This is a genomic window from Paenibacillus sp. FSL H8-0317 (assembly GCF_045040685.1).
GTDB lineage: Bacteria > Bacillota > Bacilli > Paenibacillales > Paenibacillaceae > Paenibacillus.
Genome location: NZ_CP150294.1, coordinates 907900 through 934385, shown reverse-complemented (window position 1 = coordinate 934385; position 26486 = coordinate 907900). Strand labels below are relative to the sequence as shown.

Sequence of the window (26486 nt, the reverse complement as noted above, 5' to 3'; positions counted from 1 at the left end):
GATATGAAAACCGGAGGTATATCATCTTATGCAAATACTTAAAACCAATCGATTAATCCTGAGAAATTTCACCTTAACGGACGCAGCCGGACTGTTGGAATACACAGCAAATCCCAGAGTAAATTGTTTTATGGATCAACGAATTTCAACGTTGGAAGACGCTGCGGCAGAGGTCGCAAAAAGAAGCAGTGACGATTCCCACATCGCGGTTTGCCTGAAAGACAGTAACGAGTTGATCGGTGAGCTGTTTGGTATGAGGGAAGATCGGGATGCCGATACGGATAAGGATTCGAATTCAGATACGTATAGTATAGGTTGGAATTTTAATGGCAGATTTGAAGGGAAAGGGTACGCCAGTGAGAGCGCCAATGCTTTCATTGAGCACCTCTTTATGGAACAGGGAATAAGAAGACTGTACGCCTATGTCGAGGATGATAACTTCCGTTCTCAGAAACTGTGTGAGAAGCTGGGCATGCGCCGGGAAGGTCTTTTTTTGGAGTTCATTTCATTTGTCAAAAATGAGGACGGCACACCGAAATACGAGAATACGTATCAGTATGCTTTGTTGAAAAAGGAATGGCTGGCACAGCGTGAATCACAGAAATAAAGAATGACATACCTATGCCTCATCATTAGTTTAAAAAAATTATAGAAATGAGAACGTACCTATACGTATACGTACGTTCCACAACAAATACGGCGGCTTCTCCCTGGATAGATTCCAGAGGAAAAGTCGCCGTTTCATTATTGCACAGAACACTATTGATTTTATAAGGTCACAATACATTCAGCTTAAATTCTAGACGGTGCTGCCCCAATATTGCTTTGCAATCTTCTGGCCTTGATCAATCTTCGCCCATTGCTGAGCTTCGCTTAATTCGTTACCGCCATCACAAGATGCAAAGCCGCATTGGTGAGACAACAACAGCCGATCCTTATCGATGATTTTGGATGCTTCGTCCAGCAAACGAACAACGCGCGCTTCATCATCGAGTGTACTCGTTTTGGATGACAACAGACCCAGTACAATTTCCGTTTCAGGTCTGTCTTTGAACACTTCCAACGCTTCAATTGAACCCGCACGATCATCATCCCACTCCAGGAAGAAACGGTCATACTTCAATTGCTTCAGGAACAGATTCGCAATTTTGGCATACGATCCACCACCCATGTTGCGGGAATCATAATTGCCGCGGCAGTTATGTGTCCACATTTTCAAGCCCAGGCTATGTCCGAAGTCAATCACGGTATTATTAATATCAATAAATTCGGTAGCGAGACCCTTTACTTCATCTTGATTAATATTTTCCCCTGTAAACGGTGAGTTCGGGTTGTCGTCTGCAAACAGTTCCCATAAGCAATCATCGAATTGCAGAATTTTGCCGCCCACTGCAGCGAATTCCTCCACGAATTCCTTATACGCGATCACAAGACCCTCTTTGAGCTCCTGTATGTTTTGATATACAGCATCCGTTCCACCAATGTTATCCGACCAGGAAAGCTCACCGAAGATATGGGAAGGAGACGGTACGCAAAGTTTCGTTTGTTGCTCGCCAGCCGTGTCTTGCAGTTGTTGGAACAGTGGAATGAAATGATGGTTCTTTCCACTCAATTTATCAGTGATGCGCAGTCCAATATCTTTGCGTGTTTCATACTTCGAAGTTCCGTCCACATCTCTGAAAAAATAGCCGTGATCCGCGATGTAACGCTTCACTCCGCCAAATCCCCATACAAAGTCCAGATGCCACATCGATTTGGAGAATTCGCCATCGGTAACCACGGACAAGTTATGTTCGATTTCCTTTGCGACAACTTGTTTGATTGCCTCTGTCTCACACTTCTCATACCCTTCGTAGTTTTCATAGAACGGATATTGGATATCATCATTATGTTCAATTTGCGTTTTATATTTCAGCAGCTCATCCGGCCGCAATAAACTTCCTACGATCTGGAACTTATCAGTCATGTAAAAAACCCCCTCGTTGTATACAATGATCATATCACGCTGAGAGCAGTTAGAAGGGATACTTAAAAACCATAACTGGTTATAGTTAAAAGCTATATCCACTTATTAGACAGATTTCAGTGAAACCGTCACCGACACAGTGTACCTCTATCCGTGAACGTTATTCAATTTCACACCGTACGACGACGCAGTTCATAAAAATACTGAACGGCTGGATGCTTTAATTTGACCTGCTCCGACATGTTCAGAATTCGCTTTTTGCCAACTCGTCTATCCATTAAAGCCAGAATATTAAATAAGATATCCTTGCTCTCCAGATTATCCTCTATAGAAGTTGATAGGTACGTCGTAGCTGCAACCGTAAAATTTGATTTACTGAGTGCGGTCTGAGCCAGCAAAAGCTCTTTGGCATGTACGGAGATTTTTCTGCTTCTTGCCATGACTTGAAGACGATCCTCGGGAATGGGTCCTTTGGAATCTTTTCGAATAGCTTCAATCTCTTCATCGCTCACAGGAATCATGATCTCCGGGTCGCTCTTGATCTCCTGCTCTGTCTCATACCATCGGATTGGGGTTGTTGTATCGTTCATGTTGAGTACATTCTTTTTATCTACAGTAATATAACAATTGCCTGATTTATCAGGTGAATAGCGATAGCTGGTAGCACGGTACTCTACCCTTCCAACTAACGCAGGACTAAGAAAACTCTCCAGTTGTTGCTTCAATTTGCTCCAGGACATAAATCCTCCTATTATCAAAAGCCTACCGCACGAATTGCGGCGATCATTTCAAATATTTTTCAATCCGTCTCCAGTATCAACATTCATCTAAATTATAACATAGCAAACCAAATTGACGATGGAAGAAACCCAGTTATTGGTTTTAAAATCCCCTATGTGATAAAATTGCAGAAAATTATCTACTTACTATTAAATCGTCATAGCCTACCATTGGAACATACGTTGTTATTCACAAAGGAGAGGAAGAGTGTAATGGCTACGAAGAAAGCAACCTTACCTGCTCATATGGAAAAACTCGTTAAAGATAATGATATCGCTACCGTAAAAGAAATTTTCGAGCAATGCGAATGGGATGCCCGTGGGGGCTACAGCAAAGGTACGGCCCTCAGCTTTCGTCAAATATCGGATGAAGTGGTCCGCTGGCTGGTAGAGCAAGGGGCAGATATTAATGCACGCGACAAATATCAACGCACGCCTTTACATGCCCATGCCTCACACTGGTCAGGAAATGTACCCCTGTTCCTTGAATTAGGTGCGGATCTGGACGCTGTGGATTACCAAAATGAAACTCTGTTACATGCAGCGGTCAATGGGTATCGAACCAAAGTGGTTCAAGAGTTGGTAAACCAAGGCGCTACTATTAACGTAGAAAATAAACAGGGAAATACGCCATTAGCTAAGGGGTTAGCCAATTGCAGGAATAGCGATATAGTCAATCTGGCAGAGATTGCCGCAATTCTGCTGGATGCCGGAGCATCGGTCACCCCCGATATGAAAGAATCGGTGAAGCGGATCGGTAAGGATTTTGAATTCGTCCGTGAGAAGTTCAATAAGGACAAGGTCGATGAAGTTTCAGACGCGCTGATCAAACTGTACCAGTTATTTGATATCGAGCCGGTAGCGAATCGGATCATGCATGACGGGACTTCACCCATTCATGTAAAGGCAACCACTTGGACCAAACAGCACCAAGAGCTGTGGGAATATCTCATTCCGGCCCAAGGCCACGCTCAAACGGTGCAGGGAGAGGTCATCCGCATCACAGGACGTGTGTCCCATGAAGTATTGGATAATGGCGGTGGAAACTGGGATGCGGAGTATCGCAAGATGCTGGATGCACTGATTCGTCACCTGGGCACTGGTGCGCCACTCGCCCCGGCCCTGCTCCAAGAGGCAGCAGACTTAGTCAGCAGACTTCACAATGGATACGATTTTGATGCGCCTGCCAGATTATCCGAGTTGGCTGTATTATGGGTGCTTGCCAATCCTCAACCGGTCGCAATGGAGAAGCCTGCGTATACGCGTTGATTTTCCAAGCAACGCCTGGTGTGCTGAACTTCAAAAACCGAAAAACAATGTAGAAAAAGTCAGGAATGGAGCCGTTTCATCGCTCTTATTCCTGACTTTTCGTATACTTCTACTTACTGAACATGATGTTACTCGGCTACATTCAACATATTTAGAAGCATCACAACCGCTTCTGCTCTTGTCGTTTGCGTACGAGGATTGAAGATGTTCGCTCCCGTTCCTTGGACTACGCCACGTGCTTGCAGCGTTGCTACCGCATGTTTCGCCCAAGCTGGAATGGCCTCATCATCGGCAAACGAAGTAACCCCCGAACCATCCAGGGACAACTCGAATGCCTTGCCAATCATCGTTGCCATCTCTGCCCGTGTAATATTCGCATTCGGCTGGAAAGTTCCATCCGTATATCCGCTAATAATACCTGCTTGCACGGCTTGTGCTACCGCGGTCCGTGCCCACGTCCCAATCTTCGCTTGATCCGTGAACGCCAGTTCTGCGCCTGCTTCCTGAGCGTTCAATGCGTTCATCAGCATGACCGTGAATTCCGAACGGGTTATCGTATGACCCGGCTTGAACGTGCCGTCCGTATAACCGTTCACGATCCCAGCCTGGATGGCTTGCTGGATCTGTACCTCAGCCCAGTGTCCTGCGATATCGCTTACGCTAACTTCTGAGTCAGCAGGTGTTGTGCCGGGAAGTTCTGTCGCGGAGCCCACAACAAGCACTGCAAACTTCGTAAAGTGATCCACCTCGACAGCGATGGAATTCCCGCTTGTCTTGCTGCCCTGCACTTCTACCCATGCCTTATTCACTTCATCAAAATAGAAGATTCCTGCCCGTTGGCCGCTCTTCACCAGACTCGCATCGAAGGCAAAGGTTAACGTGACAGGTTTCGTGAAATTCCCCGGGATGTTCTTCAGTACTTCATAGACCCGGCTTGCAAAAACCTCTTGGTTCACGACAACATTTGTCGTATCCGACAATGTCGTCATTGTTATTTTTAATTCCTGATTCACTGCACCCGCAGGAACGGTGATCATTAACTCATCATCCAGACTAACTTCGCCCAGGGTTCCCACCGGAAGCGTGAGGTTGCCGTTTGTGGATGTTACTTTCCCTGGAGCCTGTGCTGGAGTGCTCCCGCTATTGCCGCCTCCACTCGATGGAGCCTGAGCACCTCCGCCACCACCACTCGAAGGAGGTGTATTTCCACCATTACCTCCGCCCCCCGGCGGCGTGGAAGGGGCCAACACCGTCACGGTGTACGTAACTTGCGTTACTCCATCCTCAGCGGTAACGATGATCTTATACCCGTTTGCTAATGTTGTCGCTACCGTTGTCCCGTCTGCCTCGTACGCTTCATACGTCGCACCCGTTGCTGGCGTAATCGCTGCCTTTAACGCTGACAACGTTGTACCGTTCGGAACCGTAATCGTCTCTTGCAATGTTCCGCCCTTGCTAACCGTTCCGACTGTAGAGGTTAACGTTGCATTTGTGCCGATCCATCTAGCAAATAACGTCGTACTCGCCGTAATCGTGTCCCCCGCCGAGTAGTTATCGCCCGTTCCCTCCGCCAGCGTGTTCCATCCCATGAACGTGTATCCATCCTTAACCATATCGCCCGTGTTACCGGCAACGTTAATCACTGCTCCGCGTTCAAAGGCGATTTCTTCCTTTGGCACCGATCCTTCGGTGCTTCCGTTGCCATCATAGATGACATGGAACTGAGCAAATGCTTGTAAGTAGGGATACCCATTATTTTGCGATGGGTGGATCGTCCATATATTCTCGAAATCCCAATCGGTGTAGCTGCTTTGCAGCTTCATGTCGGCGGTTGATAGCCCCGTACCTTTTCCGGTATCCACTTGTCCAGTTGTATCCATGTCGTAGAAGCTATTTGTGGGAATTCCACCAAACACACTAGAAACTGAGCCGACCAATCCGCCGACTTGATTATCGCTGCTATTCACGGTTCCCGCAGCATAGCTGTTATCTATCCCTTCTCCTTCGTTTCCTCCGACTAAGCCGCCTACATTACTATTGCCTGTCACATTGACCCTGGCATAGCTATTTTTAATTTCTCCCCCGCCTTTGGATCCGACTAAGCCGCCTACATTATTATTGCCCCTCACTGTCCCTACCGCGTAGCTAGAGTCTATTTCTCCTCCTCCGTTGAACGCGACCAAACCTCCTACGGAATTGTTGCCGGTCACACTTCCCGTCACATAACTGTTACGGATAGCTCCAGTGTTATATCCTGACAGTCCACCAACAGCACTGCCGCTGATTATATGAACGTTTTGCAGACGTACATTAGAAATGTTCTTACTTGCAGTGCCCCCAAATAGTCCCACATAGGAACCATCGGGTCTGTTTATTGTCAGGTTCGAAATTGCGTATTCATCGCCATTAAATTCTCCTCTGAAAGGTCCATATGCATCGCCTATAGGCAACCAGCCTTCATCTACCGCATAACCACTCAAATCGATATCCGCGATCAGCTTATAGCTTGCGTTTAAATCATACCTGACCTCATAGAGCATCTGTGCATTTGAGATCAGATAGGGATCTTCTATTGTCCCCGATCCACCAGCAAAGTCCAATCCACCTGCCGCAAAAACTCTACCTTCCCCTGCTGTGAACCATCCCGGCATACTGCCGATCACCATCATCATGATCAGCATAAGTGCTGTCACTTTCTTGATTCCACGAAACCTTGTACTCATATCTTCATTCTCCCCCATACTGCAATTTGATTAGGACACAAGTATAGGCTCCAAGAACCAGAAAGGAACACTAACTAAAGTTAGGGTTTCGCAAATAATGTAGAAAAAAGTCAGGAATGAAGCCGTTTCATGGCTCTATTCCTGACTTTTCGTATACTTCTACTTACTGAACGTTTTGTCCCTCGGCTACATTCAACATATTCAAAAGCATCACAACCGCTTCTGCTCTTGTCGTTTGCGTACGAGGATTGAAGGTGTTCGCTCCCGTACCTCGGACTACCCCACGTGCTTGCAGCGTTGCTACCGCATGTTTCGCCCAAGCTGGAATGGCCTCATCATCGGCAAACGTAGTAACCCCCGAACCATCCAGGGACAACTCGAATGCCTTGCCAATCATCATTGCCATCTCTGCCCGTGTAATATTCGCATTCGGCTGGAAAGTTCCATCCGTATATCCGCTAATAATACCCGCTTGCACGGCTTGTGCTACCGCGGTCTGTGCCCACGTCCCTATCTTCGCTTGATCCGTGAACGCCAGTTCTGCGCCTGCTTCCTGAGCGTTCAATGCGTTCATCAGCATGACCGTGAATTCCGAACGGGTTATCGTATGACCCGGCTTGAACGTGCCGTCCGTATAACCGTTCACGATCCCAGCCTGGATGGCTTGCTGGATCTGTACCTCAGCCCAGTGTCCTGCGATATCGCTTACGCTAACTTCTGAGTCAGCAGGTGTTGTGCCGGGAAGTTCTGTCGCGGAGCCCACAACAAGCACTGCAAACTTCGTAAAGTGATCCACCTCGACAGCGATGGAATTCCCGCTTGTCTTGCTGCCCTGCACTTCTACCCATGCCTTATTCACTTCATCAAAATAGAAGATTCCTGCCCGTTGGCCGCTCTTCACCAGACTCGCATCGAAGGCAAAGGTTAACGTGACAGGTTTCGTGAAATTGCCTGGGATGTTCTTCAATACTTCGAAGACCTCGCTTGCAAAAACCTCTTGGTTCACGACGATGTTTGTCGTATCCGACAATGTCGTCATTGTTATTTTTAATTCCTGATTCACTGCGCCTGCAGGAACGGTGATCGTTAACTTCTCTTCCAAGCTGACTTGGCCCGGGATTCCCACCGGAAGGGTGAGGCTGCCTTTTGTGGATGTTACTTTCCCTGGAGCCTGTGCTGGAGCGCTCCCGCTATTGCCGCCGCCACCACTCGAAGGAGGTGTATTTCCACCATTACCTCCGCCACCCGGCGGCGTGGAAGGGGCCATCACCGTCACGGTGTACGTAACGTGAGTTATTCCATCCTCGGCGGTAACGATGATTTTATTGCCCGTCGCTAATGTTGTCGCTAGCGTTGTTCCGTCTGCCTCGTACGCTTCATACGTCGCACCCGCTACTGGCGTGATCGCCGCCTTGAGCGCTGACAACGTTGTACCGTTCGGAACCGTAATCATTTCGCTTGATGTTCCGCCTGTACTTACCGTTCCAACGCTTGAAGCCATCGTTGCGCCGGCGCTTGCCCAGATCGCAAACAGAGTCTTGCTCGCCGTAATCGCAAACGCATCCCCGGCCGAGTAGCTGTCGCCCGTTCCGTCCGCCAGCGTATTCCATCCCATGAACGTGTAGCCTGTCTTGGCCAAATTGCCGATGTTTCCGAAAACGCTAACCGTTGCTCCACGCACATACGCGGTTTCGGCACTCGGAACGTCTCCATCGGTTTCACCATTGCCGTTATAGGCGATATGGAGCTGAGAGCCCTGCAAGTAAGGATACCCATTATTTAGCGAGGCATCGATTGTCCATGTATGCTCGAAATCCCAACCTTCATAGCTGCTTTGCAGCATCATCGCAGCTGTCGTTAGCCCCGTACCGCCACCTGTTCCCGAACTTGTTTGTCCCGTTGTATCGCTATCGAAGAAGCTATTGATGGCCCAATCATTGTTTCCAGCTAAGCCGCCTAAGCGCCCGTCGCCTGTTACGGCACCCGTTGCATAGCTGTTGACGATACGAAACCGGCTAAAACCAACCAATCCGCCAGCCAAAGTCTCCCCATTCACACTTCCATTGTAGTAGCTGTCAGAGATCAATCCTTCATTCCTTCCTACCAAACCGCCGGCTGTCTGATGTTGGCCGCTAATGCTTCCGGTAGCAAAGCTATTGTTAATCGTGCCATCGTTAAAGCCGACCATTCCGCCTGCATTTGTCGCCGCTCCGCTCAGACTTCCCGCAAAGAAGCTATTGGTAATGCTGCTTTCATTATAGCCTACCAATCCGCCTGCAGCGTACCCGCTGACGCTTCCTGTGATGACCCCGCTGTTCGTGATCGTTCCTCCGTTCATTCCAGCTAGTCCACCGACATAATCTCCATTGCCTACATCGATGTTTTCCAGAATGACATTACTGACCATCCCTGGGTATATATATCCGAATAGTCCTACAGGTTCGTCAGAATTAGTCCTACTACTCTTTAAATTCGCAATCGTATAGCCATTGCCGTCGAAATTTCCTGCAAATGCAGTATCCCAATTACCAATAGGCTGCCAGCCTTCGCCGCTCGCATACTCGCTCAAGTCGATATCCGCGATCAGCTTATAACTTGCGTTCAAATTACCCCTGACTTCATCGAGCATCTGTGCATTTGAGATCAGGTAAGGGTCTTCTTCCGCCCCCGACCCACCAGCAAATTCCAATCCACCTGCCGCAGAAACTTTGCCTTCCCCTGCCGCGAACCATCCCGGCATACTGCCAATCACCATCATCATGATCAGCATAAGTGCTGTTATTCTCTTGATTCCACGAAACCTTGTACTCATGTATTCATTCTCCTCCATACCACAATTTGATTAGGACACAAGTATAGGCTCCAAGAACCAGAAAGGAACACTAACTAAAGTTAGGGTTTCGCAAATAATGTAGAAAAAAGTCAGGTATGGAGCCGTTTCATGGCTCTACTCCTGACTTTTCACAGGTATGACCTTTATGGGTAATGGATTAATTCTAATTCCACGGCACGGGCTATTGCCTGACTTCTTCTTTTCACTCCCAGTTTCCCATATACATTGTGTATATAACTTTTGACTGTGCCTTCGGTTAATCCGAAGCGATAGGCAATCTCCTTATTCGTCAATCCATCCGTCAACGCGTACAGGATCTCTTTTTCACGATTCGTCAGCGGTTCAACCAGTGCCTTTGAAGCACTCACGACATTGTGCTGTCTCTGAGACTCCTTCAATGATTTCGCATACATCATCCGCGCAATCATTCGCTCCAATAGCTCTAACCTTTCCTTCGTGAAGACACCAGATAAGAGATTGTTCTCCAGGTAGAGCATCGATGGAGATACATCTCCAGGAAAAAGAATAAGCATACACAACACGGATTGGGACTGACTTCTAATAATAGAGGGGTCGGCCGAATAAGAGCTGCGTGCAGCATTCGCAAGTATAACGGGTTCACCTGTTTTCAACACGTAACGGACGATGGATTCTGCGTATGAAACGCCCCCTTCATTATTCACAGTGCCCGCTTCTTCCTTCACAGAGAACCTCTTACTGTCATTTTTGAGAATATACCCCTTCTCCGAACCCGAATAACGAATGGCCAATGTTAGGAATTCCAACGGTGTTTTACAATTGTCGAGTGAACTCACCCATTCCGGATATGGTTTATCTTCCCCATGTCCTATAGTATAAACAGACGGTGGTTCGCTCAGGGTATCTACTGTTATACTATCTTCCGTAACGCTTTTATCTTCTGCCCCTTCGATCTTAATCACAGCCGGTCTTCTATGTTGGTCTACTGCTCTCAGTATCCTTGCTTTTGCATGTGCTCCCCATCTTGAATACGCATCACAAGCATCGGCAATAAGAGCCTCCGCACCGTTCACACTTCCCAACTGCAGATAGAAACTGGATGCCCGTTCACAAGATATCGCTTCCATTAGCCCCTCGCCCGCATTTCGGGCTAACTGGGTCGCTTTCTCGTATCCCGGAGCAGCAGCAGCCCAATTGCCTTCTATTCGATGGAGTTCAGCCGTCAGGAGCACATAGGTTGCCGAATCCTTACCATAATAACCAGACCATCGCTTCATCGCACGCACGTGCTTGCGCAGCACGAGACGGATCCCCTTCTGCTCTTCCACGGATACTTCTGGATACATGGCAGCAAGGGTTAACGAATGGTATATCCTTTGTTTACGGATATGCACACGAGTCTGGAGGAAGGTGTTCCATTCTCCTCTCTCTACCCATTCGAGGGCTTCCCGATACCGCCCGAACAGATAAGCTGTTTCGATTTTGCAGGTGCATGTATAATACACTTCGTTGTTCAAAATTTCTCTATATTGATCTCTCTTTAAGGGTGTAACCCCTTCATCGCTCTCGACGGCCCCATCCTGCATTTGTGCAATGTACCCTCTTGTAATACGAAAAATATTAAGCGTGACGCCGTCGACAAGCTGCTGCGAAATCTCTTCATACTGTTTAATCAGAGCAGACAAGGCATTCAGATCGCCATTGTAGTTGGTGATATGCGTCATCATCGCAATGCTAACATAGTTTAGATTTGCCGATTCCATTCCATATTGAATGGATTGCTCAAATTGCTTAGCTGCTTCCTCCGGATTCATAATTCGGATTAGCCCTCTAAGATAATATAATTTACTCCGAAGATCTGCACTGTCAAAAGAAGATGCCAGATGGAATGCTCGATCTACATACTGAGCCCCCGTATAGAAACCAGACATTTTATAGACGACCATACCATAACTGGCAAGCATGTAGGAGAATGCTTCATTGTTCCCATGTTTGAGACCATAACGAACAAATCTTGAGAACAACACCGCTGACAGTTCGAGACTCTGTGCGTAGACCGAGAGCGAAATCGCCATAACCAGATCTGATAATGCTTTATAATGGAGGTCCCGATTAATGGGCAGATGCGGTACATCGTTACGCCTGTTGAACAGGGCACTCTGTGTCATCATGATTTCCTTTATAATCAACGCTTTGGAAGGTCGGTTCGGTAAATGCCAGTCTAATTCTGCTAGTGCCTGCTTCCCAATATCTACAGCTGTTTCGTCTTCTTTCAAATACGTGTACATGGCAATGCGTATCAAGTAAATATGAATACGTTCAACCACGTTAGTGGTACAAGACATTAAGTTTGCAAGCAGCTCCTCCGCACGATCTGTATGACCACACATATATTCACATTCGGACACTTCAACCATGATACGGTAGTTAAGCGAGGCTGTATCTTTCCAGTCATCACCAGACAAACGTGTAGCGATGTCAAAAAAATGCAGAGCCCCCGAATAGGCTGTTGACGCCTTAGACTTCAAACCCGCCTGATAGTTGAATTCGGCAAGTTCTTTTTTCTCTGCGTTATCCATAATCCTCTCACTGCCCAGATTCATGTGATATACCATATCAAATATCGTATATTCACTCTGGTTGGACAGATGATCGCGAATCACACGACCAATAATCAGATGTAAGCTCGTTTTGTCTGAATCAGACATGGTCTTGTAGGCTACCTGCTGAATACGGTCATGCAGGAACGCATAATAACGTTCATCCCCGTCTGCTTCATCAATATCATGTTCTCGGCACAGTAATCCCTCTTCCTCTAACACATGCAACAGTTGACGGACATACAACACAGTGTAACCACTAACTAAAGAAAGCGTTGATGAACAGAAACGATGTCCGATCGCTGCGCCAATCGTTAGTAACTCGATTTTTTCGGGGGACAGCATATGAATACGAGCTTCTATCAAATGAAGGATGTCCGGGTTCACAGGCTTCTGTGTGATGACTGATGGATCCCAGGCCCAGGATGCCTCGAACTCATTATAATAGAGCTTGTTTTCCCGATACAGGTTGTCCAGAAGACGATTCAAGTACAGCGGATTACCACCTGTTCGGTGGTATAATACCTCTGCGAGCGACCGAATTCGACTAGAGTTCTCCGCAAGTACATGCGATACGAATTGTCTTACTTCAATGTAGGACAGAGTCTCGAGTTTGATATGATAAACCGTTAATTGTGATTCACCCTGCAAGTGCAATGAGTCCTTCATCCATGCGATTGCATCCACTTGATTTTCTTCATGAATTTGCGTTCCTGTAGCGTGCTCCTCCCGGTATGCACCGATCACCAGTAAGCCCGGTCGTGCCTGATCATGTACGATGGTGCGAAGAACATCTAGAGTAGCGGGGTCTGCCCATTGAAGATCGTCCAGGAAAATGACCAGAGGATGCTGTGTATCCACAAAAACTTTTATAAAAATAGGTACCAGGCGGTTAAAGCGAATAGCGGCCTCGGCAGGGTGCAGCGGTTCTATGGCTGGAATCTCATCAAACAGTTCCGCAGCTTCTGGTAGAATCTGCACAATCACAGCTGCTCCTGTACCTAATGCCTTTGTTAATTTCTTCTTCAGCTTCGCCACACTGTCAGGGGATTCGCTCCATATCTGCCGAATTAAGCTTCGCAAGGCCTCCAGCAATGAAGAAAACGGAATATCTCGATTCAGCACATCACATTTACCACTAACGAACCGACCACCAGCCATTCTAACTACCATCTGAAGTTCTCGAACGAGCACCGTTTTACCACTGCCTGCCATTCCACTAACAAAGACAAACGAAGATGCGCCCGCTCTTGCCTGTTCGAATGCATCTTGGAGAGCCTTCTCTTCCCTCTCACGACCAAACAGAGTCTGAGGAAGCCTGAATCGACTAGCCTCATCTGCACGTGCGATCTCGAAAGAAACCACCTCTCCCGTTTCCTTCATCGATGTAGCACATCTCTTCAAGTCACTTAATAAACCATATGCGCTCTGATAACGCTCTTCCGGCTTCTTCGACAACAGCTTCATAATCATCGACTCCAGCGAGCCTGCCAGACTTGAACGCCTGTCGCTTAAAGGCTTCGGCACAACGGCAAGATGTACATGTATCCATTCTTCTGTACTTTGTGCATGGAACGGCCGATGACCGGTTAACATCTCATAAAAGATCATTCCCAGGACATACAGATCGCTGCGCTTGTCCGGCATATGATTGATTTTTCCCGTTTGTTCAGGAGATACGTAAGTGTAATCTATCAATCGTTGATCAGTAAGAATAGCTACATTCAGATCCATTTGAATTTGAATCCCGCTCGGATTCAAATGACCCATAAATGTACTTTGCTTATGAGCCCTATGTACTGATTCAGTCAAACCTATTGCTACATCTAAAAAGGAGGTGATGTTCATTTCAGTTCCGTTCATCAATTCCTTCAACATTACTAATGACATACCCATTCTCTCTCCAATCCGTACATCGTGCTTCTTCTTATTCTATCATTATTAAGCCCTTACCAAGACATAAAAAAAGAAGCTAATCCTCCATTCCATGAGAATCAGCTTCTATTAGATCGAATCGTTTGGTCATGCCGTTAATCAAGTTATTACTTTTGGAGAGACCTCTTCACGTTCCTCATCTTGATCCTTACTCCCAAATTCATTAAGTAACGTACGTACTTCACTTGTCGACTTGGCGTTCATTAAGCTGTTTCTAAGTTCACCTGCGCCTCGAAATCCACGGACATAGACTTTAAAGAAACGGGCAAGCGCGCTGAACGAACGTGGCTCCTGTCCTGAATATTGATCATGGAGATCCAGATGCAGCCGTAGCAAATCAAGCAATTCCGTGCTGCTGTGTTCCTTCGGCTCCTTCTCAAAAGCAAACGGATTCTGGAAGATACCGCGTCCAATCATAATGCCATCCACACCATATTGCTCAGCTAGTCGGAGGCCTGTCTCACGGTCAGGAATATCCCCATTAATCGTCAAAAGAGTATCTGGTGCTATCTCATCACGAAGCTTCTTAATCTCCGGAATCAGTTCCCAGTGAGCGTCTACTTTGCTCATTTCTTCTCTCGTCCGCAGATGAATGGACAGGTTCACAATGTCCTGTTGCAAAATATGGGTCAACCAGTCGCGCCATTCATCGACCTCAGTAAATCCAAGACGCGTTTTTACACTGACAGGCAGTCCCCCGGCTTTCGCCGCCTGAATAATCTCCGCAGCAAGGGCTGGCCGGCAGATCAAGCCGCTTCCTTTTCCATTCTCGGCTACATTCGCTACCGGACACCCCATATTGATATCGATGCCTTTAAATCCTTCTTTCGCCATACCGATACTCATCTCACGAAAGAATTCCGGTTTATCTCCCCAGATATGAGCCACAATCGGCTGTTCATCCGCTGTAAACGTCAGACGCCCGCGCACACTATGGTGCCCCTCCGGGTGACAATAACTCTCTGTATTCGCAAACTCCGTAAAAAACACATCCGGTCTGCCCGCCTCACCTACGACATGCCGAAACACAACATCCGTCACATCTTCCATGGGTGCCAGTATAAAAAATGGTCGTGGCAATTCAAGCCAAAAGTTTTCCTTTGTCATCTCCAAAAGCTCCTCTATACATTCCAGGACAGTCTTTGTCCTCATTAATAGTTAAAATAGTAAAACTCGTAACTCATGCATCTGCTTGCCTATCATTTACATGATCATTCGTATTTTCGTTGCAATTCACATTATGTTGTCCTAGCTTCTTCTTCACTTATACCATGCAAATGTAACTTTGTTCAAACAGCAGTATCTGTTATTACTTCCATTAGATCTTCAGATTAACGGAAGTTCGATGATCTCAAAATTGCCCTTTCCCGATTTTATCACGTCTTTATTAGATTTTCAGCCCGATCGCACTTGCCGAACTGGAAAACCTCCTCTAAAATGAAGCTCGACAGGCTTTTAACCTGCAAATCAAGATTTTAAGGAGGCCTGAATTAGATATGGAAATTTCACTGGATATGATCAAAGACAAAGTTGAATGCTTGCAGGCTTATGACTTCCGTGAACTCGAACGAGCGATCGAAGAGCGAATCGGAATGAACAAAGCATTAATGCTGCGCGTAAAGCAAGTTCAACATCAAGTAACGTTTGACCCTTTTCGCAACAAAATGTTATATAGTGCAGTCATACATTTTGCCGTAGATTGATGGACCATAGAGTAGTCTAGGGGAATAGAAAAAACGGATTGATCATGCCCAATCCGTTTTTTCTAAATTCGTTATAATATATTTTTTTCAAACTTGTGCTTAATAAATATTGACTCACTCAACTCAATGTTTATAACATATCTTCTGCAGGGTCAACCCTGTACCAATGCTCATCTGAATTTCGCTTACATTCTATTGCAGGAACTCTTTTTGTAACCTGACGCTTAATTCTGCCATCACTGTAAAGTATCTCTCTCCATTTCACTGGTCTATTATAATATTTCATCTTCCCACCACATTGAGGACATTTAGAATGTATTTTCTCTAATGTCAATCTATTACCGTGACCATTGATTGCAAAATTGAAAAATAAGGGATGCCTCGTTTCGGTTTTAGCAATTCTTCTAAGACTAAGTAGTATCACAAGTAAGATAACCAGAATTACAAATGCCATTAAATATATTGAAAATTGAAACCCTACTACTGGCTTCATTGCTCCATTGAAAATATCTAAACTATTTTTCACCATTTTAACAACAATAGGAATCAATCCACCAACTGTTATAACAAAGCTAATCCATGATAAAATAGCCATAGTAAATGGGCTTCGCCATACTGGTTCAGGCGTATAATTAGCCTCTTGATTATTGGTATTTGGTACATGGTGATTAATTATATCTCCTGCAGCAATTTGTGCCGGTCCCTGAAAGTTTACTTTACCCTTAAAATTGTTTTGATTATTATTTTTTTGGCTTCTCCCCATAATTACCTCACTTAGTTCTATTGGTTTAATCATTCCACTTATGAACCACTAGCTTTCTAATATGTAAGGTTAGAGAGACAAGAAATGATATTCTGCCCTCTTAACCCACCTCTTACATTTACATATGAATACCCAATATTTTCAGCTGTTCATTAATCGTAGCTTCAAGTTCAGCAATTTCTTTTCGATCTTGTTCTAATAGCTTATTCACTTCAGCAAGATCTATCGTTTGCTCTTCTTCAAACGTATCCACGTAACGAGGAATATTTAAGTTATACTCATTGGCTTTAATTTCTTCAAGTGACGCCACATGAGCGTATTTATCGACATCTACACGATTTCGGTAAGTTTCAACAATTTTATTAATGTTCTCATTCGTAAGTTTGTTTTGATTCTTACCCTTTTCAAACTCGTGGCTTGCATCAATAAACAAAATATCTTTTGCTTTACGATTTTTTTTAAACACCAAAATTGTGGTTGGAATTGATACGCCGTAAAATAAGTTAGCAGGCAAGCCTATAACTGTATCAAGATAGTTTTTCTCAATTAAAGTTTGACGAATCACACCTTCTGCTGCGCCACGGAACAATACACCATGCGGCAATACAATCGCCATTGTTCCCTTATCATTCAGAAGATGATACACACTGTGTAAAATGAATGCATAATCTGCCTTTGTTCTAGGAGCAAGTTTGCCATACTCTCTAAAGCGTGGATCTTTGAGTTTTGTTTCACTGTTATCCCAATGAGCAGAATAAGGAGGATTCGCAACCACGGCATCAAAAGAACGTGGATGATCGTTACCTTGGGCGTCTACTCCATCAGGCCAATCGCTTTCAAGTGTATCCGCATTAGAGAGGGTTATATTGTTAAATGAAACACCGTGCATCATCAGATTCATCCGGGCCAAGTTGTAAGTAGTTGTGTTCTTTTCTTGGCCATAAAACTTAATAGCTCCTGGTCGATCTCCACCAGGCAACTCACCTTTTACTGTTAACAGTAGTGATCCTGATCCACAAGTCGGGTCATAAACAGAGAATGTATTACCTGAAGCTTCAACACCGTCCGTTACAATTTTAGCCAACACTTTAGACACTTCATGAGGTGTGTAGAACTCTCCACCTTTTTTACCTGCACTTGCTGCAAATTGGCCGATTAGGTATTCGTAGATTGCACCAAGAATATCTTTGTTATCTTCACCTTTGTAACTGATGCCATCAACGAGCTTCACAATGCGGTTAAGTGATTTTGCACGTTCATTAGTAGAAGAACCCAGGCGCGAATCTCCAAGATTGATGTCGTTAAAGACCCCACGGAAATCTTTCGCCGCTTCTTGGTTTAATTCAGCATTCTTATTGAAGTTATCAAAAAGTGTTTGATAATCACTTGGAATCACCATACTATTCTCGATCTTATGAACCAACGATTCCCAAGTATCCAGTGGAGCAATGGCATAGCCTAAACTAGAAGAAATATCCTGCAAATAATCTTTCAAATCGTCGCCAGATGCTTGTTCTAAATAAGCTTTATTAATTGATTCCCCCTCAGCAACTTCAAGAATATTGTTCTCAACCAGATATTGTTCTTGATGCTCGGACAGATAGCGATAGAACATAAAGGCTAGAATGTAGTTCTTATATTCTGCCGCATCCATGCTTCCGCGTAGCTCGTTCGCCATCGCCCACAGTTTTGTTGTTATGCTTTGTAGATTGTTGCTCATTTTTTTTACTTCCTCCCAGATATACAATCGCTCCATTTACTGTTCCTTATGGAGATCTTCTGTCTTATACACGTAGTAACCCTCGTAATGGTAGCTCGCATCGATGCCTTTCATATAAATCTCACGGTCATTGATCTGATCCGTAAGAGCTGCTTGAAGAAGAAACTTAATCTCGACGTCTTTAATAGGACTTCTTTCCATGGCAAGCAAATAGTCTTCTTTATCAACCTTACTCCAATCGATAACTTGCCTGATTTCCTTTTTCAAGATGCAATCAAGCCATATTCTTGCACTTCTCCCGTTTCCCTCTCGAAAAGGATGAGCCACGTTCATCTCAACATACTTTTCGATGATTTCGTCAAAAGTGGATTGTGGTAGCTTTGAAATATTCTCCAGTGCAACTTCAAGGTACATCACAGGTGCGAATCGAAAACCACCCTTGGCTATATTAACATCACGTACTTTTCCAGCAAAATCATATATTTCTTCGAAAAGACATTTGTGAATATAGGATAATGCCTTAAATGTGCCAACTTCTAATGTATCCAGCAAGCCCGTCTCGAACATTTCCAGCGCTTTTTTCTTGCTGAGCTTTTCTTCAACACGAGCAAGCTCCGAAGCATCGGTAATGCCTAATTTGTTTTCCATAGCCATCACTTAAACCTCCGATCATACAAACATTTGTTGAAGCATTGCTTTCTTCTGTTCTTGCAAATGTTCTAGCTTGCGTTGATGCAGGGAGATAAGGTTGTCGAGATTACTAAAAAATGTACTAATTCGAGCTTGTTCTTCAAATGTGGGAATTAAAGCAGACAGCGCTATTAGCTTGTTCACTGCCAATCCCGGCTGTGCAGATTGACCCGAATATTGGCGGAGATTCATCTCACCTAAGAGATAGAATAAGAACCTTGTTTCATTGTCTTTGTTAGCTTTGACGGCAATAGCATGTTCCGTAAAGTAGGCTTTTCCGTATGATAAATTCATATTTCCACAAAGTGCGCCTTGTCTTCCAATTAGTGCATATATTCCATCATGATTATAAGTGTCTGTGTAGCCCCGAAGTCCATTACCACCAAACACTGGATACCTGCTTTCATCGCCTTTATCCCAAATATACTCTAAATTAATATTCTTTCCACTTTGGAATTCATCGCAAAGTTCACCTAACCTATATTGTTCCCAAGCGTCAGTGAATCCAGGAAACCGAACCTCAGGAAAATCTTCACCATTTTTCGGAAACATTTTTTGAAGCAATCCAGCCTTTAGATTTTTAACATTATTTAATTTGCGCTGATGAAGGATAATGAGGTTGTCGAGTTGTTTGAATAAGTTTCCTATTTTTTCTTGCTCAGATAAATCACTTGATATTGATACGGAAATATTCTTAACAATACTCAAACTAAGATTTGCCTGGCCACCTTCATTAGCTAAATTCCTCAGTATCTCATATTGTTTTTCAAGTTGATAGTAAAGAAAAAGGTTATTTACTATGGGACTTACAGCAATATTTGCATTTGCCTGATTTGTGGTTGCCTCTATACCCAAAATAGCTACTTTACCTCTTGTTTTGCCTTGACCGTACATGGCCAACAAAATTGTGCCTATTGAGAGTAATTTGGCAGATGAACTATTCAGACCCTCTAAAGTTATTTTCTCCTTTGTATCAGTTATTACAGAATAATTAACCTCTGCTGTAGTTGCCCAGGGAATGGTTCCATTCCAATAAGAACTTTCTTTTCTATTCGGTGTTCCTCCTGATGAAATTTGTGCTACATCAGATAAATAACGCTTTTCCCAAGCTCCGGTAGCCCCAGGAAACCTTAATTTCGGTACATTTTCTTTATGTTCACTCATTGCTGCTCTCCCTGTAGCGTCTTAATGACTCGATCAAAATCTGACACTATTTTTTGGTGTTTGTTAAATTCTCTATACTCCCCAATCGCCTTCTCTTTAGCTGAACTTTGTGAAATACGTCCGGTACCATCTAATACTTCATAGCGATTGAATGTTAGAAATTCATCAATGCTCTTGGCAAAGTCCTGCATACCCAATAAAACCTCATCTTCGAGCAATCGTTCTACATAATCAAAATAAGCGGATACGTTACGCTCCAGACTGCGAATTTGTTTTTCCGTTAAATAATTCTTCGCAACAGTTACATCGGATTGTAAGATTCGGCCATCAGGTGAATTCTTCCATGACGTAAGCCCCATATGCTCTTTATCTTTATCGGCACTGTTATACACAATTTCCGCCGCAGTTTTGCCTGTAATCGCATAATGAAACTTGTTCTGAACGGTCGCATAAAACTTCTTAGTGACGTCTGCGTTCTTGTCATAGTCATATGATATTTCCGCAAATACATCTGATATTTGTTGCCATATCCGCCGTTCACTTGCGCGGATGGAACGAACCGTTTCAATCAGCTCACGGAAGTAGTCCTTGCGAAAAACATGTTCTCCTTGTTTCATGCGCTCAACATCAATTTTAAATCCTTTAAGGATATAATCTTTCAAGATATCTGTTGCCCAGATCCGGAACTTCGTAGCCTTTTGTGAATTAACACGATAGCCAATTGAAATAATAGCATCCAGATTATAATATTTCACTGGTTTGGTTTGAGTTTTTTCGTCTATTGCTCCATGTTGAGTGGTTATTTCCAAAATGGAAACAACCACTTTCTCATCTAGTTCCCCAGTTTGAAAAATATTTTTCAGATGTTTACTGATTGCCGGGATTCCAACATCAAAAAGCTGTGAAATAATCTTTTGCGTCGCCCATATTGTTTCGTCTTGCACAAGAACTTCTACTTTCTCATCCCCATCATACATTAAAAATTGGATTTCTTTCATCAGGATCTCCCATCTATGCACATGATTAAACTACTTAGACTCTATTAACTTTCCACCAAAGTATCTGCCAATTCATAGATCGCGTCACGCAAACCATTGCGATACTTCATTTTAGACAAGGACTGTATATGTTCATCATGAGCGAGTGTTGTATAGTTAGAAGCGGCTTGAGCAATAATGTCACGTATCTGCCCTGTATCATCCAAGTCCTGCACACCGTAGCGATGTCGGCTGAACAATTCCCGCATTTGAGCGCTCGTAATGATATCCGTGATTCCCCACTTCACTCGAAAATCAAGAAACATACGATCCAAGCTGATGTTGCTCGCTTGCTGGATAATTTGTTCACTATTTCCGTTTAGATCCGCAGGATATTTGAAGTTAGCACCGGCAGGGGGGAAATATCCTTCAACAATAGCCGAAGCTGCATTCATAATCTGGGTAGCATAGTTACGGTCATCCAATCCATTGGCAAATTGATTGATTTTTTCTTGTGTCTCTTTGGCTTCTTGATCTTTACCTTCGTGAACCTGATTCAGTAGTTTTTCGACGAGTTCAGTGAGATAATCATAGTCCACTTTAACATCCTTCACATGTGTCATTCTCAACTCAATCTGATATACAGGGATTTTCTTCTCTTTTGCAATATGCGACTTGAGTTCGTTCGTTAAGACCGTTGTCAGCATGACTTCTTGCTCTGACGTCATTCCTAGCTTCTCTAATAACTGCTCGGGATCATCATAATTAAATCCAACTGTCTCACCATCAACTTCATCTGGATCATATTGTTTTAATTTGGCCATGCCTTTGTTATAATCTCGAAGCAAATCAAGCATTTCTTCCTTTTTCTTTTCTGAAGGAGGCAGCTGTTGAAAATCAAATGTTAGGTCACTCAACTCTTTAACTACTTTCTCCACTTCATTAAATACATTTTCAAATGGTTCGGCAATAATTCCATCTTGCTGATTAAATTCACGCATTTGTTCATCGGATAAAATGGCTGAGTCTTTATTAGCATAAATCGCGAGTGCTTTATTCATCAGCTTTTCATTATGAGCAGGCCAGCGATAGTTCACCACACGTCCCCATGGTTTCAATTGCATATCCGAAATCCGGTTTGTTCTTGAATAAGCTTGAATCAACCCTGCACCTTTTAGTGTTCGATCCACATATAGCGTATTCAGCTCAGGCGCATCAAAACCAGTTAACAATTGGTCAACCACAATAACAAGATCAAGATAATTCCGATCATAAGAAGATTTATTCAAGCGTGAAGCCACGTCTTGCGTATAACCAGAGATATCATCCATACCAAATGACGTACCAAATTCAGTGTTGTAAGCAGTAATCGCCCTGAACAAACCTTGATTGGAGGCAAGCATACCGTCATTATTCGTTGTATTTAGGCTGAATGTCACAGCAACTTTTAGTGTTTGTCCACTATTCTTTTTATGTTCTTCATTAACACGCTGAAACTCATCAAAATACATCATTGCCATTGGCGTACTCGCTTTACCACCACCCACATGAGTCGTAAATAAAGCATTGTACTTCCCTTCATTCGAACGATTGCGCCAGTTCTTAAAGATGTCTTCGACTACCAATCTGACATGATCCACATTCTCGTCGTAGAAACTCGGTTCAACCGCATCATCCATATCTTCCTGGGAGAGATTGTCGATTTTCTCCTGAATTCGTTCTTCACTCCACTTGGGATAACGTTCACTGTAGAATGCAGGAAGATATTTTTCCTTCATTTGTTTTTCATCAATAGTGGTCTCAAAATCTACTTTAAACCCTAGTACATTGCGATCAGCAATGGCTTCACGAATCGTATAGGCATGTAATAGGGGCCCAAAAATATCTTCTGTTCGAAGACCCGTTGTCGTTTCATCAAACATAGGCGTTCCTGTGTACCCTACCCAAGCTGACTTCTTAAATGCTTTTTGAATATTATTGAACGAGTCACCACCTGTTGAGCGATGAGCTTCATCCACAATAAACACAATATTTTTATCTGGAGCTGTAAATGTTTTGCGTTTCACCAATGTGTCCAGTTTCTGGACAGAAGTCACAATGATGTTATTGTCTTTACTTTTAAGCTTTCTGCTCAAATCAGTTGTATTGTTCGTGTTTTGAACGCTGCCAAAGGTATCTTCTGTAGCATCAGGATCATAGGCTTTGTAATTTTCATTGGTTTGCTTGGTTAACGCAATGCGGTCCACAACAAAGACCACCTTGTCCACCTTTGGCATACGACTTGCCAGCCATGCTGTTTTGAAACTTGTGATGGTCTTGCCCGCTCCAGTCGTGTGCCATATGTAGCCGATCTTATGTGTGCCAAGCTCAAAATCTGAACGTTTCAAGCCCTCAATCACATTCTGAGTAGCATACACTTGATACGGACGCATGACTTTCAACATCTGTTTATTCTTTGTTCCGTCCAAAATCATATAATTGGTGGCCATTTGGTGTGCCATTGGAATTGAAAGCATAGAATCTGCGAACTCTTTCCAGTTACGTACAATCATATTGTCACTCTTACGTTGCCAGTTAAAAGCAAAATCCTTATTAAATTTATCTGACGTTGTGTTCGCCATATACTTCACATTGCTAGGTGTTATGGCAACCAGAATTTGCAATGTTGAGAAAATATCACGATATTGATTTTCATCAGCATATTGATTCATTTGATTAAGCGCTTCATTGACATCACGTGTATCACGCTTTTCTTCAATTTGAATGATAGGCAGACCATTAATTAACAGAGTCGTGTCAAAATATCGAGTTTGTTTACCAGCAATAACAGCTGGTCGTTCAATCTGATTGACCACTTGATATATGGTATCCCCAGCTCCGATTTGTTTTTGATCAAATACAGTAAGGAATACATGACGTCCATCGTCCAAGTCAATCTCAATTTGCGAAACTCCGTTTAAACCGTATAAAAACTGTCCTGCTTCGTAAGGAGATTGAATATCAGAGATGATTTTCTTAACCTGATTAAACTCCACAACACTTAGGGGACGTTCAAGTGTATTCTGATTGTGTTGTTCCAGAATGCCTTTGAAGTTGTCCCAGAGTTGTTCGTTCGTTTTAATCTTCGATTCATATTTCCACCGTTTCGTCTTCACTATGTAATCCGTATTGGATTCCTTTACAACAAAGTCACTTATTCCTTCTAGATATTCGGGTTGTGTAATTGTTCCGCTTGTAAGGTATTGAATTAATTCAGTCTCAAACTGAGTCTCGTTCATTTATTATTTGCCTCCTCAAGTCTCTCTAATACCAGGATCGTTTCCAATTTTGAGTTACGATTTCGTAACGCTTCCAACCGTAATTGATTGAAATAAAGCTCACCAATCATTTGCTGCTTTTCTAATTTAGGAATATTGAATAATTCAAGCTCTTTCAATTGTTTTAGCGTGTATTTTAGAACTTGAGAACCTTGTAAACCCAATAGTAACTGCTTTCTTACGAATTTATCTTCATTAAGCAAGTAAGCAAGATATTTGGAGTCCACATTCTCACCCGTTACTAGCTTAACGTAGTTTTGTGTGTATAGATAACCCTCGTGTCTTGCACTAACGATTGTAGATTTTCCCGATACTAAACTAAACACAAGATCGCCCTGACATAACGTGTTCAGCTGATCAAAGGTTCGTACTTGTTTCCGATCACCAGGATTAGAATCCATACCAACAAGATCATTTTCAATCTCAGATTGCCTGTAATACGTATAAAGTGGTGCTTTATGGTCCATTGCCTCAGCAATCCTGAACTGCGGAGATCCACTTACAAACTGAGCGATACGATCCAATCTTATCATATGTATTCGTGCCTTTCCAAAATTAAGTTTTTTATTGAATGTGTACACTTTATCAAATCTAAATCAGAAAATCAATACTATATTTTCGTAATTTTTATAAATTACAATCACTAGAAAAAGGAGAAGCCTAACGGGATTTACAGAAACTTATAGAATCATCACATTAACAATCACCTATTGCGAGTCAGAAAGGGAGGTCATTATATGCCAGCATCCATAGATAAAGCCAGGGACTTTGTATATGCTAATGGTTTGCTCTGGGAGCAAGCGTTTTATCTAATTTTACTCTCAACATTTATTGACTGAAAGATTCATATCTTCAAAAGGGGGATCAGAAACTTTTGTCGAATAATATCTGGTAGAATTGTAAGTTAAATCACTGGATAATAAACTTATTGAGAGCAGAGGAGTATACCATGCAAGAATTAATATTTATGAAGAATTATAAAAACAATGAAGTACTGCGCAAGAGTTTTTTCGAGCTTGCTGTCAACACGTTTGAGATCAATTTTGAAGATTGGTATCAACAAGGATACTGGGGCGAGCGTTACATCCCTTATTCATATGTCGATGGAGACCAGGTTATTGCCAACGTTTCTGTTAACATCCTTGAGCTCATCATTCACGGTGAGAAGAAAAAAGCGATTCAAATCGGCACGGTGATGACACATCCTGATTATCGGGGGAAAGGACTCTCTACAGATTTAATGAACAAAGTTTTAGAGGAATACGAGAACAAGTACGATTACATGTACCTTTTTGCCAATGAATCGGTGCTTGATTTTTACCCCAAGTTTGGGTTCAAGCCTGTGGAAGAACATCTTTTTTCAATGAATTATACGGCAAAAAAATCATCCAAGCCTGCGAACATTCAGAAACTCGATGTTACTAACGCGGATGATTTACGTCTTATTCAAAAATTGGCATCGGAAAGATTGCCTGTTTCTCGCCATTTCGCAACCCATCATGCTCAAGGAATACTCATGTTTTATTGCCTGAATGTCTTTAGTGATGATATTTATTACTTGGAAAACGAAAACGTCATTGTTATTTATCAGAAAGAAGACAATCATATTGAGCTCTTCGACGTTGTTAGCTTAAACGAAATGAATATGAAAGATATTTTGGATAAGATTGCAGATGAGGATACGGAAAAAGTAACCTTTCATTTCACTCCAGATGCAACAGATGATATCGTTCTAAAAAGTTCGATCATCAATGAAGGTTTATTTGTAAGAACCTATGGTGAACACCTCTACCCTGTGCACGTTAAACATCCGATTACATCTATTGCTTGATGATTTATTTATTAAGATCTGCCACACAGACCATACTTAAAAAAGGTCAAAAAGGAGCAGGATTTCCCTGCTCCTTCGTTATGTGAAACTTCTTTCTCTCATCAAACGTAAATTCACAAGGTATAATGAAATCAGATGACCGTTCAGCATGATCTTATGACCATCATAATGAAGGAGGGGACATTCGTGGCGTTTATCCCGCTAAACTGCCCCAATTGCAACGGAAGAATTGAATAC

Annotated in this window: 17 protein-coding genes; 4 read left to right on the top strand and 13 right to left on the bottom strand. The window is 43.4% G+C overall.

Annotation, left to right across the window (positions count from 1 at the left end):
* The first annotated feature begins 28 nt into the window (after window positions 1-28).
* Window positions 29-607 (top strand): GNAT family N-acetyltransferase, encoded by a 579-nt coding sequence (locus tag MHB43_RS04395; RefSeq protein WP_339181958.1) that lies wholly within the window; start codon window positions 29-31, stop codon window positions 605-607.
* A 192-nt stretch (window positions 608-799) separates the two neighbouring features.
* Here MHB43_RS04395 and MHB43_RS04390 read toward each other — a convergent pair whose 3' ends face one another.
* Together MHB43_RS04390 and MHB43_RS04385 are read right to left on the bottom strand one after the other, a co-directional pair.
* Window positions 800-1966 carry a cobalamin-independent methionine synthase II family protein gene (locus tag MHB43_RS04390; protein ID WP_405131419.1) on the bottom strand — a complete coding sequence of 389 codons (1167 nt, stop codon included), beginning with the start codon at window positions 1964-1966 and terminating at the stop codon, window positions 800-802.
* 170 nt (window positions 1967-2136) lie between these two features.
* A complete protein-coding gene (locus tag MHB43_RS04385; RefSeq protein ID WP_405131418.1) occupies window positions 2137-2706 on the bottom strand; it encodes a hypothetical protein in 570 nt (189 codons plus the stop codon).
* Between the two features lie 252 nt (window positions 2707-2958).
* On the opposite strand from MHB43_RS04385, the gene MHB43_RS04380 reads away from it, so the two are divergent.
* On the top strand, window positions 2959-4014 hold the full coding sequence (locus tag MHB43_RS04380) for an ankyrin repeat domain-containing protein (protein WP_405131417.1): 1056 nt from the start codon (window positions 2959-2961) through the stop codon (window positions 4012-4014).
* 128 nt (window positions 4015-4142) lie between these two features.
* Here the strand turns inward: MHB43_RS04380 and MHB43_RS04375 are convergent, their stop codons facing one another.
* The 4 genes from MHB43_RS04375 to MHB43_RS04360 all read right to left on the bottom strand — a co-directional run bounded on the left by MHB43_RS04375 (window position 4143) and on the right by MHB43_RS04360 (window position 15191).
* On the bottom strand, window positions 4143-6737 hold the full coding sequence (locus tag MHB43_RS04375; protein ID WP_405131416.1) for an S-layer homology domain-containing protein: 2595 nt from the start codon (window positions 6735-6737) through the stop codon (window positions 4143-4145).
* 163 nt (window positions 6738-6900) lie between these two features.
* Window positions 6901-9549: an S-layer homology domain-containing protein gene (locus tag MHB43_RS04370; protein ID WP_405131415.1), complete on the bottom strand. Its 2649-nt coding sequence runs from the start codon at window positions 9547-9549 to the stop codon at window positions 6901-6903.
* Window positions 9550-9713: 164 nt separating this feature from the next.
* Window positions 9714-14039 carry a BREX system ATP-binding domain-containing protein gene (locus tag MHB43_RS04365; RefSeq protein ID WP_405131414.1) on the bottom strand — a complete coding sequence of 1442 codons (4326 nt, stop codon included), beginning with the start codon at window positions 14037-14039 and terminating at the stop codon, window positions 9714-9716.
* Between the two features lie 144 nt (window positions 14040-14183).
* The gene (locus tag MHB43_RS04360; protein WP_405131413.1) at window positions 14184-15191 is read right to left on the bottom strand and encodes a tRNA dihydrouridine synthase; all 1008 of its coding nucleotides are present in this window, start codon (window positions 15189-15191) and stop codon (window positions 14184-14186) included.
* 389 nt (window positions 15192-15580) lie between these two features.
* On the opposite strand from MHB43_RS04360, the gene MHB43_RS04355 reads away from it, so the two are divergent.
* Window positions 15581-15787: a DUF2536 family protein gene (locus MHB43_RS04355; protein WP_405131412.1), complete on the top strand. Its 207-nt coding sequence runs from the start codon at window positions 15581-15583 to the stop codon at window positions 15785-15787.
* Window positions 15788-15917: 130 nt separating this feature from the next.
* Here the strand turns inward: MHB43_RS04355 and MHB43_RS04350 are convergent, their stop codons facing one another.
* The 7 genes from MHB43_RS04350 to MHB43_RS04320 all read right to left on the bottom strand — a co-directional run bounded on the left by MHB43_RS04350 (window position 15918) and on the right by MHB43_RS04320 (window position 24885).
* Window positions 15918-16583, bottom strand: a complete 666-nt coding sequence (locus MHB43_RS04350; protein ID WP_405131411.1) for a hypothetical protein — start codon at window positions 16581-16583, stop codon at window positions 15918-15920.
* An 85-nt stretch (window positions 16584-16668) separates the two neighbouring features.
* The gene (locus MHB43_RS04345) at window positions 16669-18270 is read right to left on the bottom strand and encodes a type I restriction-modification system subunit M (protein ID WP_405131410.1); all 1602 of its coding nucleotides are present in this window, start codon (window positions 18268-18270) and stop codon (window positions 16669-16671) included.
* A 36-nt stretch (window positions 18271-18306) separates the two neighbouring features.
* Window positions 18307-18924 carry a protein adenylyltransferase Fic gene (gene fic / locus MHB43_RS04340; protein ID WP_405131409.1) on the bottom strand — a complete coding sequence of 206 codons (618 nt, stop codon included), beginning with the start codon at window positions 18922-18924 and terminating at the stop codon, window positions 18307-18309.
* Between the two features lie 15 nt (window positions 18925-18939).
* A complete protein-coding gene (locus tag MHB43_RS04335; protein WP_405131408.1) occupies window positions 18940-20124 on the bottom strand; it encodes a restriction endonuclease subunit S in 1185 nt (394 codons plus the stop codon).
* A complete protein-coding gene (gene rhuM, locus MHB43_RS04330) occupies window positions 20121-21122 on the bottom strand; it encodes a RhuM family protein (protein ID WP_405131407.1) in 1002 nt (333 codons plus the stop codon). The genes MHB43_RS04335 and rhuM overlap by 4 nt, the downstream gene beginning before the upstream one ends.
* A 44-nt stretch (window positions 21123-21166) precedes the next feature.
* Complete coding sequence (locus MHB43_RS04325) at window positions 21167-24379, bottom strand: type I restriction endonuclease subunit R (RefSeq protein WP_405131406.1); 3213 nt, start codon at window positions 24377-24379, stop codon at window positions 21167-21169.
* On the bottom strand, window positions 24376-24885 hold the full coding sequence (locus MHB43_RS04320; RefSeq protein ID WP_405131405.1) for a restriction endonuclease subunit M: 510 nt from the start codon (window positions 24883-24885) through the stop codon (window positions 24376-24378). Before MHB43_RS04320 ends, MHB43_RS04325 begins: the two co-directional genes overlap by 4 nt.
* A gap of 482 nt (window positions 24886-25367) precedes the next feature.
* Here MHB43_RS04320 and MHB43_RS04315 point away from each other — a divergent pair, with 482 nt between their 5' ends.
* Window positions 25368-26249, top strand: a complete 882-nt coding sequence (locus MHB43_RS04315; RefSeq protein ID WP_339181926.1) for a GNAT family N-acetyltransferase — start codon at window positions 25368-25370, stop codon at window positions 26247-26249.
* Window positions 26250-26486 lie beyond the last annotated feature (237 nt).

What these genes read in the sequence shown, in the direction of transcription:
- MHB43_RS04395 (WP_339181958.1), top strand. Translation starts at nt 29, where the DNA reads ATGCAAATACTTAAAACCAATCGATTAATCCTGAGAAATTTCACCTTA.
- MHB43_RS04360 (WP_405131413.1), bottom strand. Translation starts at nt 15,191, where the DNA reads ATGACAAAGGAAAACTTTTGGCTTGAATTGCCACGACCATTTTTTATA.
- MHB43_RS04320 (WP_405131405.1), bottom strand. Translation starts at nt 24,885, where the DNA reads ATGGACCATAAAGCACCACTTTATACGTATTACAGGCAATCTGAGATT.
- MHB43_RS04385 (WP_405131418.1), bottom strand. Translation starts at nt 2,706, where the DNA reads ATGTCCTGGAGCAAATTGAAGCAACAACTGGAGAGTTTTCTTAGTCCT.
- MHB43_RS04390 (WP_405131419.1), bottom strand. Translation starts at nt 1,966, where the DNA reads ATGACTGATAAGTTCCAGATCGTAGGAAGTTTATTGCGGCCGGATGAG.
- MHB43_RS04370 (WP_405131415.1), bottom strand. Translation starts at nt 9,549, where the DNA reads ATGAGTACAAGGTTTCGTGGAATCAAGAGAATAACAGCACTTATGCTG.
- rhuM (WP_405131407.1), bottom strand. Translation starts at nt 21,122, where the DNA reads ATGAAAGAAATCCAATTTTTAATGTATGATGGGGATGAGAAAGTAGAA.
- MHB43_RS04335 (WP_405131408.1), bottom strand. Translation starts at nt 20,124, where the DNA reads ATGAGTGAACATAAAGAAAATGTACCGAAATTAAGGTTTCCTGGGGCT.
- MHB43_RS04350 (WP_405131411.1), bottom strand. Translation starts at nt 16,583, where the DNA reads ATGATTAAACCAATAGAACTAAGTGAGGTAATTATGGGGAGAAGCCAA.
- MHB43_RS04355 (WP_405131412.1), top strand. Translation starts at nt 15,581, where the DNA reads ATGGAAATTTCACTGGATATGATCAAAGACAAAGTTGAATGCTTGCAG.
- fic (WP_405131409.1), bottom strand. Translation starts at nt 18,924, where the DNA reads ATGGCTATGGAAAACAAATTAGGCATTACCGATGCTTCGGAGCTTGCT.
- MHB43_RS04325 (WP_405131406.1), bottom strand. Translation starts at nt 24,379, where the DNA reads ATGAACGAGACTCAGTTTGAGACTGAATTAATTCAATACCTTACAAGC.
- MHB43_RS04375 (WP_405131416.1), bottom strand. Translation starts at nt 6,737, where the DNA reads ATGAGTACAAGGTTTCGTGGAATCAAGAAAGTGACAGCACTTATGCTG.
- MHB43_RS04380 (WP_405131417.1), top strand. Translation starts at nt 2,959, where the DNA reads ATGGCTACGAAGAAAGCAACCTTACCTGCTCATATGGAAAAACTCGTT.
- MHB43_RS04315 (WP_339181926.1), top strand. Translation starts at nt 25,368, where the DNA reads ATGCAAGAATTAATATTTATGAAGAATTATAAAAACAATGAAGTACTG.
- MHB43_RS04345 (WP_405131410.1), bottom strand. Translation starts at nt 18,270, where the DNA reads ATGAGCAACAATCTACAAAGCATAACAACAAAACTGTGGGCGATGGCG.
- MHB43_RS04365 (WP_405131414.1), bottom strand. Translation starts at nt 14,039, where the DNA reads ATGTCATTAGTAATGTTGAAGGAATTGATGAACGGAACTGAAATGAAC.